General features: G+C 69.7%; 17 protein-coding genes. 11 read left to right on the top strand and 6 right to left on the bottom strand.

Going from position 1 to position 18,315, the window contains the following annotated elements; all coding sequences use genetic code 11:
- The first annotated feature begins 74 nt into the window (after nt 1–74).
- Entirely contained in the window at nt 75–1,100 is a 1,026-nt protein-coding gene (locus tag ASG95_RS16215) for a 4-hydroxy-3-methylbut-2-enyl diphosphate reductase (RefSeq protein ID WP_056923956.1), read from the top strand.
- A gap of 194 nt (nt 1,101–1,294) precedes the next feature.
- Entirely contained in the window at nt 1,295–2,581 is a 1,287-nt protein-coding gene (locus ASG95_RS16210; protein ID WP_056923955.1) for a cytochrome P450, read from the top strand.
- Here ASG95_RS16210 and ASG95_RS16205 read toward each other — a convergent pair.
- Entirely contained in the window at nt 2,518–3,714 is a 1,197-nt protein-coding gene (locus ASG95_RS16205; RefSeq protein WP_082592710.1) for a DNA recombination protein RmuC, read from the bottom strand. The two genes, ASG95_RS16210 and ASG95_RS16205, sit on opposite strands and share 64 nt — an antisense overlap.
- A gap of 93 nt (nt 3,715–3,807) precedes the next feature.
- Complete coding sequence (locus tag ASG95_RS16200) at nt 3,808–4,689, bottom strand: LysR family transcriptional regulator (protein WP_057378128.1); 882 nt, start codon at nt 4,687–4,689, stop codon at nt 3,808–3,810.
- Between the two features lie 144 nt (nt 4,690–4,833).
- Here ASG95_RS16200 and ASG95_RS16195 point away from each other — a divergent pair, with 144 nt between their 5' ends.
- On the top strand, nt 4,834–5,694 hold the full coding sequence (locus ASG95_RS16195) for an aldo/keto reductase (RefSeq protein WP_057378127.1): 861 nt from the start codon (nt 4,834–4,836) through the stop codon (nt 5,692–5,694).
- A gap of 41 nt (nt 5,695–5,735) precedes the next feature.
- Here ASG95_RS16195 and ASG95_RS16190 read toward each other — a convergent pair whose 3' ends face one another.
- On the bottom strand, nt 5,736–5,930 hold the full coding sequence (locus ASG95_RS16190) for a hypothetical protein (RefSeq protein WP_057378126.1): 195 nt from the start codon (nt 5,928–5,930) through the stop codon (nt 5,736–5,738).
- A gap of 124 nt (nt 5,931–6,054) precedes the next feature.
- Between ASG95_RS16190 and ASG95_RS22120 the strand changes: the two genes are divergently transcribed.
- The 5 genes from ASG95_RS22120 (at nt 6,055) to ychF (ending at nt 12,267) form a co-directional block, all read left to right on the top strand.
- Nucleotides 6,055–6,972 carry an NUDIX hydrolase gene (locus ASG95_RS22120; RefSeq protein WP_082592709.1) on the top strand — a complete coding sequence of 306 codons (918 nt, stop codon included), beginning with the start codon at nt 6,055–6,057 and terminating at the stop codon, nt 6,970–6,972.
- 193 nt (nt 6,973–7,165) lie between these two features.
- Complete coding sequence (locus tag ASG95_RS16180) at nt 7,166–7,822, top strand: hypothetical protein (RefSeq protein WP_057378125.1); 657 nt, start codon at nt 7,166–7,168, stop codon at nt 7,820–7,822.
- A gap of 21 nt (nt 7,823–7,843) precedes the next feature.
- Nucleotides 7,844–10,225, top strand: coding sequence for a hypothetical protein (locus ASG95_RS16175; RefSeq protein WP_057378124.1), 2,382 nt, complete (start codon nt 7,844–7,846; stop codon nt 10,223–10,225).
- Between the two features lie 71 nt (nt 10,226–10,296).
- Nucleotides 10,297–11,169, top strand: a complete 873-nt coding sequence (locus ASG95_RS16170; RefSeq protein ID WP_235543934.1) for a thioesterase family protein — start codon at nt 10,297–10,299, stop codon at nt 11,167–11,169.
- A 12-nt stretch (nt 11,170–11,181) separates the two neighbouring features.
- Nucleotides 11,182–12,267: a redox-regulated ATPase YchF gene (gene ychF, locus ASG95_RS16165; RefSeq protein ID WP_057378122.1), complete on the top strand. Its 1,086-nt coding sequence runs from the start codon at nt 11,182–11,184 to the stop codon at nt 12,265–12,267.
- Between the two features lie 20 nt (nt 12,268–12,287).
- Here ychF and ASG95_RS16160 read toward each other — a convergent pair whose 3' ends face one another.
- Genes ASG95_RS16160 through ASG95_RS16150 form a run of 3 tightly spaced genes read right to left on the bottom strand, consistent with a single transcriptional unit; the run spans nt 12,288 to nt 15,163 of the window.
- Entirely contained in the window at nt 12,288–13,397 is a 1,110-nt protein-coding gene (locus ASG95_RS16160) for a site-specific integrase (RefSeq protein ID WP_056923946.1), read from the bottom strand.
- Between the two features lies 1 nt (nt 13,398).
- Nucleotides 13,399–13,626 (bottom strand): helix-turn-helix domain-containing protein, encoded by a 228-nt coding sequence (locus ASG95_RS22225; RefSeq protein WP_082592705.1) that lies wholly within the window; start codon nt 13,624–13,626, stop codon nt 13,399–13,401.
- On the bottom strand, nt 13,595–15,163 hold the full coding sequence (locus tag ASG95_RS16150; protein ID WP_200961352.1) for a replication initiator: 1,569 nt from the start codon (nt 15,161–15,163) through the stop codon (nt 13,595–13,597). The genes ASG95_RS22225 and ASG95_RS16150 overlap by 32 nt, the downstream gene beginning before the upstream one ends.
- 439 nt (nt 15,164–15,602) lie before the next feature.
- Here ASG95_RS16150 and ASG95_RS16145 point away from each other — a divergent pair, with 439 nt between their 5' ends.
- The 3 genes from ASG95_RS16145 (at nt 15,603) to ASG95_RS16130 (ending at nt 18,003) form a co-directional block, all read left to right on the top strand.
- A complete protein-coding gene (locus tag ASG95_RS16145) occupies nt 15,603–16,238 on the top strand; it encodes a hypothetical protein (protein ID WP_157582184.1) in 636 nt (211 codons plus the stop codon).
- A 130-nt stretch (nt 16,239–16,368) separates the two neighbouring features.
- Entirely contained in the window at nt 16,369–17,049 is a 681-nt protein-coding gene (locus tag ASG95_RS16140; RefSeq protein ID WP_082592703.1) for an SRPBCC domain-containing protein, read from the top strand.
- 585 nt (nt 17,050–17,634) lie between these two features.
- A complete protein-coding gene (locus ASG95_RS16130) occupies nt 17,635–18,003 on the top strand; it encodes a hypothetical protein (RefSeq protein WP_057378119.1) in 369 nt (122 codons plus the stop codon).
- Nucleotides 18,004–18,315: the final 312 nt, after the last annotated feature.

The following is an 18,315-nucleotide window of genomic DNA, read 5'->3' as shown; positions in this document are numbered from 1 at the left end:
TGCCGCGTGGTGACCACGCGGCACACCCCGCCCGCGGATTGGGGTGGCCGGCGACGGCCACCTACGATGGAGCCATGACCCAGACGACTGACCAGGCCACCAAGCGCGTGCTGCTGGCCGCCCCGCGGGGGTACTGCGCGGGCGTCGACCGGGCCGTCGTGACCGTCGAGAAGGCCCTCGAGCTCTATGGGCCCCCGGTCTACGTGCGCAAGGAGATCGTGCACAACAAGCACGTCGTCACCACGCTCGAGAAGCGTGGCGCGATCTTCGTCGAGGAGACCGACGAGGTGCCCGAGGGCGCGACCGTCATCTTCTCCGCCCACGGGGTCGCCCCGGTCGTCCACGAGGAGGCCAAGGCCCTCAGCCTGAAGACGATCGACGCGACCTGCCCGCTGGTCACCAAGGTGCACCGCGAGGCGGTCCGGTTCGCCAACGACGACTTCGACATCCTGCTGATCGGCCACGAGGGGCACGAAGAGGTCGTCGGCACCTCGGGCGAGGCTCCTGAGCACATCACCCTGGTCGACGGCCCCGACGACGTCGCCAACGTCACCGTCCGCGACCCGGAGAAGGTCGTCTGGCTCTCGCAGACGACGCTGTCGGTCGACGAGACGATGGAGACGGTGCGGCGGCTGCGCGAGCGGTTCCCGTCCCTGCAGGACCCGCCCAGCGACGACATCTGCTATGCGACCCAGAACCGTCAGCTGGCCGTGAAGCAGATGGCGCCGGAGTGCGACCTGATGATCGTCGTGGGCTCGCGCAACTCGTCCAACTCGGTGCGGCTCGTCGAGGTCGCGATCGAGCACGGGTCCCGCGCCGGCCACCTGGTCGACTACGCCGACGAGATCGACGAGGCGTGGCTCGAGGGCGTCTCCACGGTGGGGGTGACCTCCGGGGCGTCGGTCCCCGAGCTGCTGGTCCGGGACGTGCTCACGTACCTCGGCGAGCGGGGCTACGCCGACGTGAAGCCCGTCGTGGCTGCCGAGGAGAGCCTGCTCTTCTCGCTGCCCAACGAGATCCGCAGGGACCTCAAGGCCCGTGGGCTGAGCGACAAGATGCGCCACGACGGAGCGTTCGAAGAGGCCGGCTCACTCCACTGACGGTGGGTTTCGTGAGGTCGCGGAGGCCTCCGACTTCTGGCCACCAGTGCGTCTCCAGGTAGCGCATTTCGGGCGTTGGTGCGGGATGGGTGGCCAGGAGTCGGGGGTTGGTGCGGGAGGCGTCGGTCGCGACGCGCACCCGGATCTAGGGAGCCTGTCCGTCGCGACGACGCCACGCGGGTACCGTCTGACCCATGATCGGCTTGACCTCTGCGCGGGCGCGCCTCACGCAGCGGCTCATCGCCCGTGCCACGGGCGGCGGCCCGGTCGACCTCTCGAGCCTCGACGCCGTGCCCCGCCGCCTGCTCCGCCCGCTGCGGCGCTCCGGCCTCGATCCGGTGCACCGGATCGGGACGACCGCCCCGGAGCCGGTCCACCGGCTCGCGCACATGTTCGGCATGAACATCTGGCTGGTGTCGGGCCACGAGGAGGCCAAAGCCGTCCTGGCCGACCAGCGCAGGTTCAGCAACGACATCCGGCCGTACGTCGGCGCGGCAGGAGCCAGCGTGGGCGGGCTGGGTTTCACCGACCCGCCCGAGCACACCCGACTGCGGGCCCTGCTCACGCCCGAGTTCACCATGCGCCGCATCAACCGGCTGGCTCCGAGGATCGAGGCCATCGTCGATGACCAGCTCGACCGGATGGAGGCGAACGGCCCGGTCGTCGACCTCGTCGAGGACTTCGCCTTCCCCATCCCGTTCCTCGTCATCTGTGAGCTGCTCGGTCTTCCCGTGGAGGACCGTGAGCGCTTCCGCACGCTGAGCCACGCCCGCTTCGACGTCACGGCCGGGGGTGCGGGTGCCTTCGGCGCCATCTCGCAGAGCCAGCTCTTCCTGCTCGACGCCACCCGCAAGCAGCGGGTCGACCCGGGCGACGGGCTCCTGGGCCGGATCCTCGCTGCGGTGGGCGACGAGGTCAGCGACGAGGAGGTCGCCGGGCTCGCCGACGGCGTCTTCACCGGCGGCTACGAGACGACCGCCAGCATGCTGGCCCTGGGGTCGCTGGTGCTGCTGCGCGACCGCAAGCACTTCGAGCTCGTCCGCGACGACGACAGCTCCATCGACCGGGTCGTGGAGGAGATGCTGCGCTACCTCAGCGTCGTGCAGATCGCCTTCCCGCGGTTCGCCAAGGAAGACCTCGACCTCTTCGGCAAGACGATCCACAAGGGCGACGTGGTCATCGCAGCCCTGAGCCGGGCGGATCGCGACCACCGGATCGGTCCCGACCTGGGCACCTTCGACCCCAACCGCCCGCCGTCACCGCACGTGGCATTCGGGTACGGCTTCCACCGCTGCGTCGGAGCCGAGCTGGCCCGGCTCGAGCTGCGGATCGCCTTCCCCCGACTGGTCCGCCGCTTCCCGGAGCTGGCGCTCGCCGCAGCCCCGGAAAGCCTGCAGTTCCGCGACCAGTCGATCGTCTACGCGGTCGACTCCCTGCCGGTCCACCTCGGCGGGATCTCGACGTCGTCGAAGTCCAGCTGAGGTCGCTCGGCGTCGGCCGTGGCGGCCTCGATCAGCTCCATCGCCGTCAGCACCCGCGGGCCGGTCTCGAGCGGCAGCGGGGTGGGCAGTGGCCGCTCGACGATCCCTGCCTCGTGCATCCGCCGCGCTGACACCAGCACCCGCGACTCGAGGGCCCCGACCATCTGGTTGTAGGCCTCGACCGAGCGCTGCAGGGCGGTGCCCATGCGCATCGTGTGGCTGCCCAGCGTGCCCAGCCGGTCGTAGAGGTCGCGCCCGAGGGTCATCACCTCGCGGGCGTGCGCCGTCAGGGCATCCTGCTGCCACGTGAACGCCACGGTCCGCAGCAGCGCGAGCAGCGAGCCCGGACCGACGAGCACCACGCGGCGGGACATGGCGTCCTCGTGCAGGGCCGGGTCGGCCGACAGGGCCGCAGCGAGCATGGCGTCGCTGGGGACGAAGCAGACCACCATCTCGGGAGAGTTGTCGAAGGCAGTCCAGTAGTCCTTGGCGGCCAGCGACGTCACGTGCGACTTGAGCGACGCGGCGTGCGACCGGAGGAGCTCCTTGCGCTCACCGGCCGGGACGTCGTCGGCCTGGGCGCCGAGGAAGGCACCCATCGGGGCCTTGGCGTCGATGACGAGGTACTTGTCGCCGGGCAGGCGCACCACGACGTCGGGGCGCACCTGGCGCTGGTGCCGGCTCACGCGGCACACCTGCTCGTCGAAGTCGCACCGCGCGAGCATGCCGGCGTGCTCGAGCACCCGTCGCAGCTGGACCTCACCCCAGGCCCCCCGCACGGTCGAGGAGTTGAGCGAACCGGCCAGCGACTGGGTCTGGCGACCCAGGGCGGTGGTCGACTCGTGCACCGCCGCCATCGTCGTCTCGAGCGCCGCGAACTGGCTGGTGCGGTCACGCTCGAGCGTGCCGACCTGCTGCTCGACCCGCACGAGGGCGTCGCGGAGGGGCAGGAGGGCCGCTGCGGTCTGGGCGTCGTCGGAGACCGCGGCCTCGAGGTCGACCACGCGCTCACGCAGGAGGTCGGCCTCGGTGCGCGCCGACGCCAGGGCGGCGGAGGCGGACCCGCGCGCGCTCCACCAGCCGGCGGCTGCGCCGACGACCAGGCCGAGGATGAGGATGCCCACGAGTTCCATGGACAGGACCATCCCATCAGCCACCGACACGGCACGGCGCGACACGGGCTCAGCCGCGTGAGTGCCCCGCTGGATCTTCGGTCAGCCCGTCCCTCAGGGGTGGAACCGTTGGCGGATGGGTGCCAGGAAGATCTCGCCGGCGGCGGTGGTGGCGCTGGCCGGCAGCGCGATGGTGACGTCCCAGGTCGGCGCATCCGCGGGCAGCGGCACGGCGATCAGCTTCCCAGCCTTCTTGGCGGCGATGTGCTTGGGCACGACGGCGATGCCCAGGCCGTGCTCGACGAGGTCGAGCAAGGTGTGGACGTCATTGACCTCCGAGGCGATCCGCCGGGCGACTCCTGCCGCCGCAAAGGCCCGGTCGGCCACCTGCCGGGAGCCCCAGTCGGTGTTGAAGTCGACGAACGTCTCACCGCCCAGCGCCTTCCACCCCAGCCGCTTGGCGCGGGTCAAGCCGTGCTCGGGTCGGCAGACCACGGTCATGGGTTCGCTCTCGAGCCGCTCGAACCTCACGTCGTCAGGAGCGCCGGCCGACCCTGCGACGAAGGCGATGTCAAGACGTCCGGTGTGCACCTCGTCGACCAACCGGGCCGACCCCGCCTGCTGGACCACCAGCTCGACGCCGGGGTGCGCGGAATGGAAGGTGGCGAGCTCCCTGGGCACGTCGACCGCACCCAGGCACTGCTCGGTCCCGACCCGCAGTCGGCCCCGTCGCAGGCCCTGGACTGCGGCGACGGCATCCCGCGCAGCCACCACGCTCGCGAGGGTCCGTCGCGACTCCTCGAGCAGCGCCTGTCCCGCGTCGGTCAGCTCGACCCGGCGGGTGTTGCGGTCGAACAGCTCCGCGTCGAGCTCCTTCTCGAGTGCCCTGATCGACGCGGACAGCCCGGACTGGGAGATGAACAGCCGTTCCGAGGCGCGGGTGAAGTGCCGCTCCTCGGCCACGGTGACGAAGTGCTCGAGCTGCCGCAGGTCCATGATCCAGAAGTGTAAATGGATACTGCCAGCACTTTCTACTGTTGGACTTGTCAATCGTTGACAGGGATCCTTGACGACGTCACCAACCCGCTGAAACTCAGGGCCGGACCCGCCGGCCACCCGCCCACCGCAAGGAGCCACCCCATGCAGCTGCGCCAGATCGGCGACACCAAGGTCAGCGCCATCGGACTCGGCGGGATGCCGATGTCCATCGAGGGGCGTCCCGACCGGTCTCGCTCCCTCGCCACGATCCACGCCGCCCTCGACGCCGGCATCACCCTGATCGACACCGCCGATGCGTACCACCTCGATGCGAGCGACGTCGGTCACAACGAGACCCTCATCGCCGAAGCGCTGGCCTCCTACGGCGGTGACACCTCCGGCGTGCTCGTCGCCACCAAGGGCGGGCACCTGCGCCCCGGTGGCGGCGCCTGGACCCTGGACGGCACCCCCGCCCACATCAAGGCAGCGTGTGAGGCGTCCCTGCAGCGCCTGGGAGTCGACGCCATCGGGCTCTACCAGTTCCACCGCCCCGACCCCACCGTCCCCTACGAGGACTCGGTCGGCGCCATCGCGGACCTGCTCGACGCAGGCAAGATCCGCATGGCCGGCATCTCCAACGCCAACCCGGACCAGATCCGCAGCGCCCAGCAGATCCTCGGCGGGCGACTGGTGTCCGTGCAGAACCAGTTCTCGCCCGCTTTCCGGTCGAGTGAGCCAGAGCTCGAGCTGTGCGACGCACTCGGCATCGCGTTCCTGCCGTGGAGCCCACTCGGAGGCATCAAGAACGCCGCCGACCTCGCCACCACCTACCAGCCCTTCGCCGAGGTCGCCGCCGAGGTCGGCGCCACCGCACAGCAGGTGACGCTCGCGTGGATGCTGGCCAAGTCCCCAGTGGTCATCCCCATCCCCGGATCCAGCCGCCCCGAGACGGTCCGGGCCTCCGCCGCCGCGACCGACATCGCGCTCACCCCCGCACAGGTCAGCCGACTCGACCAGTCCTGAACCGCGAAGCCCCGAGCCCAGCTCGCGTCGACCAGCGGACGCTACGAGGCAGCCGCGACGTCCTCGGCGCCTGGTGGCCGCACGGGCTGAGGATGCAGGCCCAGGGCCAGGTCCACCTCGGGGTCGGTCAGGGGCCGGTCCGCACTGCCTGCCGCCACCACCAGGTCGGCGAGGAGGTCGATCTCCTCGAGGAGTGCGACATCGTTGAGCTCCTCTTCGGGACCGGTGGAGGTCACGGGGGCACTCCTTTGCCTGACGGGACGGTTACGGGGACAACGAGCGCTGGGTCGCACCGTTCCGCCCCCCGGTGACAATTCAGCCGAACGGATGAGGCTGGGGCGGCTCGTCTAGGGTTGGCCCGTGGCTGAACCCGGGACGGCGCTGGTCGACGGCGACCTGACCCTGCGGGCCGTCGACGGCGACGGCGGCGACCCCGACCCGACCGGTGAGCTGGGTGACCACGCGTTCTCCGTCGAGTGGCAGGGCGAACAGGTGGGGCGCGTCGAGGTGATCGACGACGGGTCCGGTGACGCCGACCTGATCTGGGCGGTCGTCGCCGAGTACCGCGAGGTCGGCATCGTCGAGCGCGCCCTGAGACTGGCCGTCGCCTGGACCTTCGACGCGCTCGAGGTGCACCGCATCGAGGCCCGGGTGCCCGACGCCGACCGATCGGGGGTGCGGGCCGCGCTGCGCGCCGGGATGCGCAAGGAGGGGGTCGCCCGCGGCGCCCTCGCGGGTCCCGGTGAGCGGGTCGACACGATGGTGCTCGCCCGGCTGCGCGACGACGCGGAGCCCGACAGCCGCGACGGCTTCATCGCCCTGCTCAACTCGTCACTGCCCACCAAGCGCGCCATCGCCCAGGGCGTGCTGCGCGACCCTGCGGGTCGGGTGCTGCTGTGCGAGCTCACCTACAAGGCCGAGTGGGACCTGCCCGGTGGCGTGGTCGACCCCTCGGAGTCGCCGGCCGAGTGCGTGGTCCGCGAGGTCAGGGAGGAGCTCGCGATCGACGTCGAGGTCCGCGCCCTGCTCGCGGTCAACTGGCTGCCACCGTGGCGAGGGTGGAGCGACGCCACGGTCTTCGTCTTCGACCTCGGGGTCGCCGACGAGGAGCTCATCGCGCGGACCACCTTGGAGCGCAGGGAGATCCGCTCGCTGCACTTCGCCGCCGAGGAGGAGTGGGAGGAGCGCGTGGCGCCCTACAACCAGCGCCTGCTCGCCTTCCTCGCCGCCCATGCCGGCCCCACGGCATACCTCGAGGACGGACTCCCGGCGCTGTGAGGTGAGGTCGACCAGGTATGCCGCGCGGCGGCCGTTCGTCGCCCACACCGGTTGCAGTGGTCAGCCGCCTGGCTGAGTGCTCGCAGGGGCATCGTCGCAGGTCAGGGCCTTGCCCCGATGTGCATCGTGAGGCAGCGAGGGGTACTGTCGCCGTGTCATTGGGCCGGGGGAAACCGTCGACACGGAGTGCACCATGACTGACTCGAGCATGCCGCCACTGACCGCGGACGAGCTGGCCGCCGAGGCCGGCACCGCCCTGCCCGACAAGGAGGTCATCAGCCTCCTCGACCTGAACGCGGACCTGGACATCGGCCTCGACGCCGCTGCGCCGATCGACCTCGCCGTGGCCGCGAACGCCAACGTGGCGGCGCCGATCGACGCTGCGGTCGGCGCGAACATCCTGTCCGTCGGCTCCGAGGCCCAGGCCATGGCAGACCAGGGCGTCATCATCGACCAGGGCATCACGGGTGAGGCCGTGGCCGATGCCGGCCAGGACTCCACGATCGACCAGGCCGCCGAGACGCCCGCCACCACGGACGCTCCCGCCGACGCGACGACGTCCCCGACCGACGGCGCGACCGACGCGGTCACCAGCAACGGCGCGCTGGACGGCAACCTGCTCAACGTCGATGTCGACCTGGCCGCCGACCTCGACCTCGCCGCGCCGATCGCGGGTGCGGTGGCGGCCAACGCCAACGTGGCTGCCCCGATCGACGCGGCGGTTGCCGCGAACATCGGGTCGATCGACTCCGATGCCGTGGCGCTGGCCCAGCAGGACGCGATCATCGTCCAGGACATCGACGCCGACGCGAACGCGACGACCGACCAGTCGTCCGACATCTCCCAGTAGTCGGCGCGAGCTCTCGCTGACGTGACTCCCTTCGAGGGGCCGGGTGCCCCCGACGCGCCCGCAGTCGTCCACGACGAGGCGACCGCACCCCCACCGAGTGGTGGGGGTGCGGCACCCGTGCGCGCCGACGGGGTGCAGCTCCTCGGCGAGGTGCCCGGTTCCGGCTACCGCGTCGCCCCCGCCCTGGTGCGCCGGGGTGACGGCCAGGCGATCCAGCTGACCCCTCTGCTCTACTCCGTGCTGGAGCACGTGGACGGGCAGCGGTCCCACGCCGAGGTGGCCGAGGCCATGGGGGCAGCCCTGGGACGCCAGGTGTCCGGGGCAGACGTGGAGACGCTGTGCGACAAGCTGCGCACCCTCGGGGTCCTCACGAAGGCGGACGGTTCGGAACCCGAGGTCCGGCGCTCGAACCCGTTGCTGGCGTTGCGGTTCAAGTACGTCGTGTCCGATCCGGAATCGACCAGGCGGATCACCGCCCCCTTCGCCCTGCTCTTCGCACCGGTCGTCGTGGTGGTGCTGGTCGGCGCGTTCCTCGCAGTCTGCGCCTGGGTGCTGCTCGACAAGGGACTGGCGTCGGCCACCCATCAGGCCTTCGACCAGCCGGCCCTGCTGCTGGCCGTGTTCGCGTTGACGGTCGTCTCGGCCGGCTTCCACGAGTTCGGGCACGCAGCGGCCGCGCGCTACGGAGGCTCGACACCCGGGGCCATGGGCACCGGTTTCTACCTCGTGTGGCCGGCCTTCTACACGGATGTCACCGACAGCTACCGGCTCGGCCGCGCCGGACGAGTGCGCACCGACCTCGGTGGTCTCTACTTCAACGCCATAGTGGCCGTGGCGATGTTCGGCGCTTGGTGGGGCACGGGCTGGGACGCGATCCTGCTGATCATCGCGACCCAAGTGCTCCAGATGGTGCGCCAACTGGCTCCCCTCGTGCGGTTCGACGGCTACCACGTCCTGGCCGACCTCACCGGGGTGCCCGACCTCTACCACCGGATCAAGCCGACCCTCGTGGGCTTGCTTCCCCGGCACTGGAACGACCCGGAGGCCACGGTGCTCAAGCCCTGGGCCCGGGCCGTGGTCACCGTCTGGGTGGTCGTCGTCGTGCCCGTCCTGCTGTTCTCCCTCGTGATGATGGTCCTGAGCTTCCCCCGCGTCGCGGGGACCGCGTGGGCCTCCGTCGGCAGGCAGTGGGCGCGGCTCGAGACGCAGCTCGCCGACGGTGACGTGCTCGCCGTCGTGGTGCGGGTGCTGTCGATCGTCGCCATCGCCCTGCCGGTGCTGGGCGTCGTCTTCATCGTCACACGTGTCACCAAGCAGGTCGCGACCGGCACCTGGCGGGCCACCGAGGACCGACCGATGCGGCGCGCGCTGGCCGGCGTGCTGGCGCTCGCAGTCGTGGCCGGGCTGGCCTGGTCCTGGTGGCCCCAGCCGGGCACGTACCGGCCCATCCAGGCCTACGAGCGCGGGACGCTGGCAGACGGCGTCGCCAGCACCCTGCGCTCAGGGACCCCGACCACGCTGCAGCAGGGTCGGCAGGGTGCGGGGCGAGCCGTGTGGCCCCGCGATGCGGCGCTGCCGACTGCGGAGTCGCCGGAGCTGGCGGTCGTCATGGTGCCCCGAGGGGGCCGGGCGGCGGACGGGGACCAGCAGCTGCCGACCTGGGTCTTCCCGTTCAACCGCCCGCTCCCTCCGGGCGAGGGTGGCAACCAGGCCATGGCCGTGAACACCAAGGACGGGTCCTCGCTCTACGACGTGGCCTTCGCCCTGGTCTGGGCCGATGGTGACACGGTGTCGAACAGCAACGAGGCCTACGCGCTGGCGTCCTGCACCGGGTGCCAGACCGTCGCAGTGGCCTTCCAGGTCGTCCTCGTTCTGGGAAACGCCAACGTCGTCGTCCCCGAGAACGTCGCCGCGGCCGTCAACTACGGCTGCGTGCAGTGCGTCACCCAGGCCCTCGCGACCCAGCTGGTGGTGACGTTGTCCGGCCCTCTCAGCGCCCAGACCAGTGCCGAGCTCGCGGAGCTGTGGAAGGAGATCTCCGCCTTCGGGGACTCCATCCAGGATGTCCCCCTCAGCGAGCTCCAGGAGCGGCTGACCGAGTTCGAGCGCCAGATCCTGGCCATCGTGCAGCAGGACCCTGCCTGGGTGAAACCGGCCACGGGTAGCACGCCGACCGCGCCCACGACCACCGGGCCGGCTGGCTCGACGTCGCCCACGACTGGTGCCACCGGGTCCTCGACCGGGGGTTCGCCCTCGGCCAGCTCCTCATCGACCGCCCCCGGGTCGTCGTCGAGCGCGAGCAGCACCTCGGATCCGGCGAGCACCACTGACCCCACTACCTCCCCGACCCAGCCGACGACGGCCACCGCCGAGGACGTGGCGGAGGCCACGGCCACGCCCTGACCGGCCGTTGCGCGGCATACCCTCCAGTGACGTCAGGTATGCCGCGCGCAGCGCAGGATGGGAGCAGCCAAGTGGTCAGTGGGGCGAGTGAGTTCGACACGGGTTCAGCGGTTTCCGCACGCGACGGCGAGGGGGGCGTCTACGACGCGGCCCTGGGCGAGGGGTGGCGGATCGGCGGCGGAGTCAACGGCGGGGTGCTGCTGGCCATCGCCGGTCGGGCGCTCGCCGCGGAGTTCGGCACTGTGGACGGTGACCGTCCGGCCCACCCGGACCCGTTGGCGATCAGCGCCTACTACCTGACGCCGGGTGCCCCCGGACCCGCGACCGTGCGCACCTCGGTGGTCCGCCGGGGCCGGGCCGTGTCGACCGGACAGGCCTCGCTGCTGCAGGACGACGGGCAGGGCGGCGAGGTGGAGCGGGTCCGTTTCCTCGCGACCTACGGCGACCTCGCCTCGGTCGACGGCGACCTCACGACGTCCGCCCAGCCGCCCGACCTGCCGCCGCCCGACCGTTGCGTGTCGGCGGCCCAGGCGCCGCCGGACTTCCTCAAGCACGCCTCCCTCCTCCAGCGCCTCGACATGCGCCTCGACCCGGCGACCACCGGCTGGGCGATGGGCAAGCCGTCGGGCAACGGCGTCATCCGCGGGTGGCTGCGGATGGCCGACGGCCGCGAGCCCGACCCGCTCCTGCTGCTCCTGGCCGTCGACGCCCTGCCGCCGGTCGCGTTCGAGCTCGGGCTGCCCGGCTGGACGCCCACCCTCGAGCTCACGGCGCACGTCCGCGCCCGTCCGGCCCCGGGCTGGCTGCGGGTGAACCTCACGAACCGCACGCTGGCCGGTGGCTTCCTCGAGGAGGACGCCGAGGTCTGGGACAGCGAGGGACGGCTCGTCGCGCTGTCTCGGCAGCTCGCCCGGGCGTCCGTGCCTGCCCCTGACCGCCGGTAGACTCTCGGCCTTGTGGCTCTCACTATCGGAATCGTCGGCCTGCCCAACGTGGGCAAGTCCACGATGTTCAACGCCCTGACCAAGAACAACGTGCTCGCCGCGAACTACCCGTTCGCGACGATCGAGCCGAACGTCGGGGTGGTCCCGCTGCCGGACGCCCGCCTCAAGCGGCTGGCCGAGATCTTCGGCTCCGAGCGCATCCTGCCCGCGACGGTGTCGTTCGTCGACATCGCCGGCATCGTGCGCGGGGCCTCGGAGGGTGAGGGCCTGGGCAACAAGTTCCTCGCCAACATCCGTGAGGCCGACGCGATCTGCCAGGTGGTGCGCGCGTTCGAGGACGGCGACGTCGTCCACGTCGACGGCAAGGTCTCGCCCGAGTCCGACATCGAGACGATCCACACCGAGCTGATCCTCGCCGACCTGCAGACCCTCGAGAAGGCCGTGCCGCGGCTGGAGAAGGAGTCGCGGATCCAGAAGGAGAAGAAGGCCACCCTCGACAACGCCGTGGCGGCGCAGAAGGTGCTCGAGGAGGGCCACACCCTGTATGCCGCGGGCGCGGCTGCCGGGGTCGACCTCGCCGAGGCGCGGGGCCTGGGCCTGCTGACGACCAAGCCGTTCATCTACGTGTTCAACCTCGACGAGGACCAGCTGTCCGACGCCGCGCTGCAGGACTCCCTGCGCGCGCTGGTGTCGCCCGCCGACTCGGTGTTCCTCAACGCCAAGCTCGAGATGGACCTCATGGAGATGGAGCCGGAGGAGGCCATGGAGCTGCTCGAGTCGTTCGGCGCCGAGGAGTCCGGGCTCGACCAGCTCGCCCGCACCGGGTTCCACACGCTCGGCCTGCAGACCTACCTCACGGCCGGCCCCAAGGAGTCGCGCGCGTGGACCATCGGTCAGGGCTGGACCGCGCCGCAGGCCGCCGGGGTCATCCACACCGACTTCCAGCGTGGGTTCATCAAGGCCGAGATCGTGTCCTACGAGGACCTCGACGCCATGGGCTCGATGGCTGCGGCCAAGGCCGCGGGCAAGGTCCGCATGGAGGGCAAGGACTACGTCATGTCCGACGGCGACGTCGTGGAGTTCCGCTTCAACGTTTGAAACACGGCCATTTCCGCAGGTCAGCGACCTGCGACCTCCTCGTGGGGCACGGACGGGGCACACGAGGCCCAAGCACTTTCGATCGCTCGGCGGGTTCGGTCCTCGGAATCGGGCATCAGGTGGCCATACGTGGACAGCACCAGGCTCGCGTTGTGGTGGCCCAGGCGCTCGGCCACCGCGATGACCGACTCGCCTTGTGCCAGGAGCACCGAGGCGTAGTGGTGCCGCAGGTCGTGGGACGTGGTCGACTTGGGCAGGCCGCTCCTGGCGACCGCCTCGGCGAAGATCCGTGTCCCGTAGTAGTCGTGCCGGTATGGCGCCCCGAACCGAGTGGTGAACAGGGTGCCGTCGTAGCCCGGCGCGAACTCCTCGAGATGCACCGACAGCGCTTCGGCCACCACTTGGGGGAGCGGAAGGGTCCTCGTTGAGCGCCGCGTCTTCGGGGCGCTGCGCGTCTTCTGCCCGGGGGCCAGTTGCCACTCGATGCGCACCGACCTGCGCATGAAGTCGACGTCTTGGACCCGCAGGCTCAAGAGCTCGCCGATCCGAAGGCCGAGGCCGGCTTGGGTGATGACCATCGCCCGGTTACGCCTGGGCATCGCTTCGGACAGAGCCAGGACCTGCTCGATCGATAGGGGCACGACTCGCTCCCGATGTGTCGGGGGAAGCGACAGCCGAACCACGGGCGACGTCGCCACCAACCGATCAAGCACTGCCGAGGCATATACCGAGCGCAGCAGGCTCACCAGGTTGCGCAACGTCGTCGGTGCCAAGATCTGCGCTCGGTCCGATGCCCAGGCCTGCACCTCCGACGGCGTGACCGCCGCAAGTCGTCGCGCCCCCAAGCTGGTCCCAGCAACATGAGTAGAGATCATGCTCTCCACCCGCCGAGCCGTCGTCGGTCGGTGGATCCTCGCCGCGGCCCAGCGACGGGCATACTCCAGCACCGTTGTGGTGTCCGACGGATCGACGTACTGACCTCGCAGCATGTCCGCCTCGATCTGCGTGACGAAGCGCTGGGCGTCGATCTTGCGCCTGAACGACCTCTTGCGCTGACGACCGGTGTCGTCACGCCATCGCGCCAGCCACGTGACTGCGCCACCGCGTTCGCGCTTGTCGATGCTGGCCATGTCATGCCCCAGACTCGGAGAGCCAGGCCCTGACCCGGTCGGGATCGAAGCGGATGTGGCGGCCAACCTTGAACGCTGGTGGACCCTCGCCGCGGACCCGCCACTGGTAGAGCGTCCCCATCGGCACGTTCAGGAAGTCCGAGACGTCCTGGAGGGTCCACAACCGAGCGCAGCTCGGCGGTCGCGACGTGGTTGCTTCACCTGCCGGTGAAGATCTTCGAACTGTCATCAGTGTTTCCTCTCAAGCGGTTTCTGTTGTGCTCACTTCGAATTCGGGCTCGCTCCTGGGCGTACTCGCGGGCTCGGGAGGCGGCTGCGGTGGCGAGGGCGGTTTCGCCGTCGTTGGCCCATCCGGTGCCGGCGTAGGCCCAGGATCCGATCACGACGGTGGCCTCGTCTTCGACGTCGGCGAGGAGCTCTGCCTCGATGGCGCGGAGGTCGATAGGGGTGCCTGTGCGGTTGGCCTCGACGATCCGGGCCTGAGCGCGTTGCCGGGCCCGGCGGAGGGCGCCGAGGGTGACGGAGTAGCGGCGGGACTTGGTCGCGAAGTGGCCCCGGAAGCCGAGCGTGTGTGCCCATTTGCCGAGCAACCCATAAGGGGCCGTCGGGTCCTCCTCGGCGCTGACGGCACGCGCGGCCATGCTGCGGGCGGTGGCGTGTAGGCGGCGCAGGTGGGTGGAGTCCTTGGCCTCGGTGTCGGAGGCGGACTTGGTGGCGTACTTAGCCAGGTACCCGGCGACCTGCTCGGGGGTGAGCTCGCGGTCGGGGTCGTCGGTGCGTGACGAGGTCCGCACCGGGCGGGTGTCGACCTGGACTCCCAACGCCAGCACGCGCGGGACATCGCCGTCGTGGACCGGGTCGGCGGTGACCCGGACCGCGCGGACGGCCTGCTCGACGAGCGCGGACAGCACTCGGGCGGTCACCTGGGTGGGGGCGTGAGCGAAGCCGTCAGTGGTTTGGGGGCCGTCGAGGCGGACAAGGGCGTGGAAGTGCACCGCGCCGCGCAGCTGGTACTCGGCGACCTTCGCGTACTGCACGCTCGCCACATCGCCGAGGTGGGCGGGCAGCACGCCCACGTGGTGGGCCAGCATCCGTCGCAGGGTGATCGTGAAGCGTCGCCACAGCTCGGGCGCCCACCACTGCCACACCACCTGGGAGGCGTAGTCGTAGCAGTCCGGACACAACGGCTGCCCCACGGCTATGTCCTCATCGGCGTGAATCGCCATGCAGGACAACGGTCTTCCGTGCGGGCAGCGGGCTCCGGTATCGCGTCGTGGCCGGCACCTGCCGTTGTTGGGGCGGACGCCGTGGACCGGCCCGAACGACGGGGCGGTCAGGGTCGCGAACACCAGCGGGTTCTCGCCAACGGTCGCCGGGACGCCCTTTCCGCCGGTCACCCCTGAGCGGATCAGGTGGAACGTGTCCGCCGCGTACAGCCGCGAGCAAGACTCGCACTCGGAGGCGCGCCGGTTGCCGCAGCGCACGAACGTCACCCCGGTCGGCTCATCCGCCGACGCGTAACACCGGACCAATTCACCAGTCGTCTTGTCGAAGGTGCGGGACTGGCCGACCAGGCGGATTGGCTTGGCGCAGAACCCGACCCGGGATGCGGCCACCGACCAGGCGTCGAAGTCCGGCGACAGCAACCGGGCCACCACCTGCGCCTGCGTCGCGGCGTCCAGCTGCGGCAAGTCCAGCGGGCGGTCGTCCCGATCGCCGATCGGGGGCAGCGCCGTCCACACCTGGTTGCGGGTCGTCGAGGTCACGACCACCACGCCCTTTCCCAAGGGTGTGCCGCGTGGAGCTAGTGCGACCCGTTCCACACGACACACCCGGTACTGGGGCGGCCACTAAGGGTGGTGCTCACCGACGCTGGGGGTCGCTCAAACGCCGGACACAGAAGAATCAGGGAGGTGCGGACGAAGAGTTTTGTCTGTGTGTGTTTGAGCGGCTGTCAGTTTGTGTGCGGCCTCTGGCCAAGGGTGGGGAGCCGACCCCCAGGGATATACCCGTCAAATTTGTGTGTTTGTTTTGTATGGAATTGTCCGCTGCTTCGAGGATGACACCCACCACGGACAGCAATCCACCTTTACCCCCGACCACCGGCCATCCTTGACCAACTCCTTACCCAACTAGGCGGGGATGGAACGTCCGCTCATGCCGATGTGCGTGCACACGTGTGTCGTGGCCGCCATAGTTGCCACGGTGACCGTTCAGCAGCCGGAGTGGCTGGCCCCCCTACCCCACATGAATTGGCTCGTCGCGGCGGGTGGCTTGGCCGCATTCGGTTGTGTGTTGCTCTGGATCGGTCGCGAGAGTCAAACGGCTCAGCCGCGGCACGCCGCCGACGGGACGGTAACAATACCGGGAGACTTCCACCGCGCGGCCTACGTCGCGGGAGCATGGGCCATCGGTGGAGGGGTGCTCGCCCTGGTTGACTGGGCTACAGCATCGGCGGCGCCGCCATACGCCCCCTTAATGACTTGTCTCTGGGTGATCCTCATGTTCGCGTCGTTGGCGGGGATGGGCTTGGCGTTGCGGTACTCGGCCGTGTTCTCCGCAGAGGGTCTCGCGGTGCGTCACCCCTTCGAGTCGTTCTTCCTGCCGTGGCACGCGTTCGAAGGGCTTGAGGACGGACCGTCGTTCACTCTGCGTGTGCTTGTCGGCTCCCACGAAGGGGTGGTCGTGCGGCGTCCCTTCAGCAGGCTGTTCGGTGAGCCAAGGGTGCCCAACTCGTTCGTCGTGTCGCCGGAGGCTTTGGTTGGCGGCGCCTCGACGTTTCGATCGGAGCTCGATCTCGCGCTCGAGACGTTCATGGGCGGGCCGGACGTCGAGCGATGACGGCGGTCAGACGGCTCACCGAGGTCGTCGGGCTTCAGTCACCCACTCGCTGAACTGCTCGACGTACGTGGTCGCGATCGTGCCGAAAACATCCGATCATGCCGCGTAGCGCACGGTCGGTCATGTCGATGTGCGGACACGCCTCTTTGGCGTGCGGAGATGCCGATGGAGGTATTCGCCATGCGAGCTTGTGGTAGCGATTTCAACGGGACCGTCCCACACCTACAATCCACGCACGTCGCAGGGGAACTGGGTCGAACGGTTGGGTCGTCGATGGGACAGCCGCCGGGAGGCTGCGAGCAAGGTTGAGCGCCATGCCTTCGAGGCAAGCGTGGTGATCGCCGCAGACGTCGAGACGGTCTGGGAGTTCGTCACCGAGCCCGCGTCCAACAGTGAGCTGGAGCAGGGCTTCGTCAAAACTTTCCCCGTACCCGGCACTCCGACATTCGGTGTCGGACATCAGTACTGCAATGTTCACGAAGACGAAGCCGGGAACCAGAGGGTCCTGCTGACAGAGATTGAGGAGGTTGAGCGACCCAGGCATCTCAAGCGGCGGATCCTCAACAATGGTACCGACCTCGTCCGCGTCTTGACGCTCGAGAAGGTGGACGCGGGCTGTCTGTACACCGTGCGCACGGAGACGATGGCACCCACCGCGGACGTCGAAATAGCAAGGCATCTGGTCGAAGGGAAGATGCGGCAGACCTTGATGAAGGTCAAGCAGGTGATCGAGTCGGATCGTATCCCCGCCCTCTCCGACGCCGCCGAGCGACTGATACGCCCCAGCGGAATCACTAGACTGACCGAGTGACCTGGATTCGGGGGGTGGCCGCGATCGCGATGGTCTGCCTGCTCGTGAGCGGGTGCCAGGAGCCAGGCACGTCCGCGCCGTCGGTGCCGCCCTCGGCGGCAGATGCTGGTGGCCGCACACGCCACATCACCCGCGACGAATACAACGCCCTGAACAAGAGCACAGCTGCCTGGCCGCTCACGGTTGAGGGAGGGACGCTGTCATGCGAACTGGTCCCAGGGGAGGGATCGACGCTCCACAGCGTTGTGTTCACCACTGACGATGGCACCCAGTATGGCGTGAACGGCGCAGCAGGTGACTTGGAAAGGTATCGAGAGATCCATGACATTTGGGCCCCTGGCGTGGGGTCGGCCCTCAGGGACATCACCGGCCTCATTGCCATGGGCACTCAGTTGTGCCCGGACGCGTCCACGACCTCTTAGCTAACATCCTTCACGGCTCGTCGGGGAAACCGGGAAGAGTGCCCGACGATTCGCCTCGGGTTCAATGCAACCGGGACGATGGTGCGAGCCACACGCCCGGATCTGCCGCGATCCGCCTGTGCCGACAAGCTGAGCACCCACGGCGCTGTGCCACACTCCGCGCATGTGGAACGAGGTCGGTTGGGCACCCGGTGCCGCCGCTGTCTTGTGCGCGTTCGTGATTGTGGTCCTGAAAGTCATCACGCCGACGTTGCGGCGCGCGCGTGACGCCGGTCTGGAAGACGACTCGGTTAGGAGTAGCGCAGAGGAGATCCAGTCCCTCGCGGCGGCACTCGATGATGTAGAGGGACAGCTGCGGAGCATGCCGACGCACGAGTTGCTGGCCGACGAGGATCTTGAGCGGTCTATTGGAACCGTTTTCATTGAGGCTCGGGTGGTGACCGTCAGACCTCTCGTGATCGCACTGGAGGCGTCACGAGGGGTGCCCCTCCGCGTATCCCAAAGCAGGACCGTGACCTTGGACTCCGAGTAGCCGCGCAACGTCCGCTCATGCCGCTCTGCGCGCGATCAGGCGCACGCTACTGCCGCCGGTCGTGCCTATGACGGCACACCTGCGGGGCCGTCTTAGCGTGGTCGATCGCTGGGCCGAGCGGCCGGTGACGAGGTTCGAGCGCAAGGGGACTGCCGCCGGCCGCGGCATCGCCGACCTGCGGTCCCGACGGACAGCCTGACCGATCGGGCGCAGCGCGGATCGGATACGTCAGCCGCCCCCGGCGATGTTGACCAGCCACGAGGTCCCGAACCGGTCGACGCACATCCCGAACTCGTCGCCCCACGGCTGGGT

Origin of the sequence: Phycicoccus sp. Soil803, assembly GCF_001429685.1 — a bacterium.
Lineage (GTDB): Bacteria > Actinomycetota > Actinomycetes > Actinomycetales > Dermatophilaceae > Pedococcus.
Note: the sequence above shows the minus strand (reverse complement) of the source record. Positions and strands in the feature narration are given on the sequence as shown.

Bases quoted from the DNA above. Each gene is read 5' to 3' on its own strand.
- ASG95_RS16160 (WP_056923946.1), bottom strand. From the start codon at position 13,397: ATGGCCAGCATCGACAAGCGCGAACGCGGTGGCGCAGTCACGTGGCTG.
- ASG95_RS22225 (WP_082592705.1), bottom strand. From the start codon at position 13,626: ATGACAGTTCGAAGATCTTCACCGGCAGGTGAAGCAACCACGTCGCGA.
- ASG95_RS16215 (WP_056923956.1), top strand. From the start codon at position 75: ATGACCCAGACGACTGACCAGGCCACCAAGCGCGTGCTGCTGGCCGCC.
- ASG95_RS16180 (WP_057378125.1), top strand. From the start codon at position 7,166: ATGACTGACTCGAGCATGCCGCCACTGACCGCGGACGAGCTGGCCGCC.
- ASG95_RS16130 (WP_057378119.1), top strand. From the start codon at position 17,635: ATGTGGAACGAGGTCGGTTGGGCACCCGGTGCCGCCGCTGTCTTGTGC.
- ASG95_RS16200 (WP_057378128.1), bottom strand. From the start codon at position 4,689: ATGGACCTGCGGCAGCTCGAGCACTTCGTCACCGTGGCCGAGGAGCGG.
- ASG95_RS16205 (WP_082592710.1), bottom strand. From the start codon at position 3,714: ATGGAACTCGTGGGCATCCTCATCCTCGGCCTGGTCGTCGGCGCAGCC.
- ASG95_RS16210 (WP_056923955.1), top strand. From the start codon at position 1,295: ATGATCGGCTTGACCTCTGCGCGGGCGCGCCTCACGCAGCGGCTCATC.
- ASG95_RS16195 (WP_057378127.1), top strand. From the start codon at position 4,834: ATGCAGCTGCGCCAGATCGGCGACACCAAGGTCAGCGCCATCGGACTC.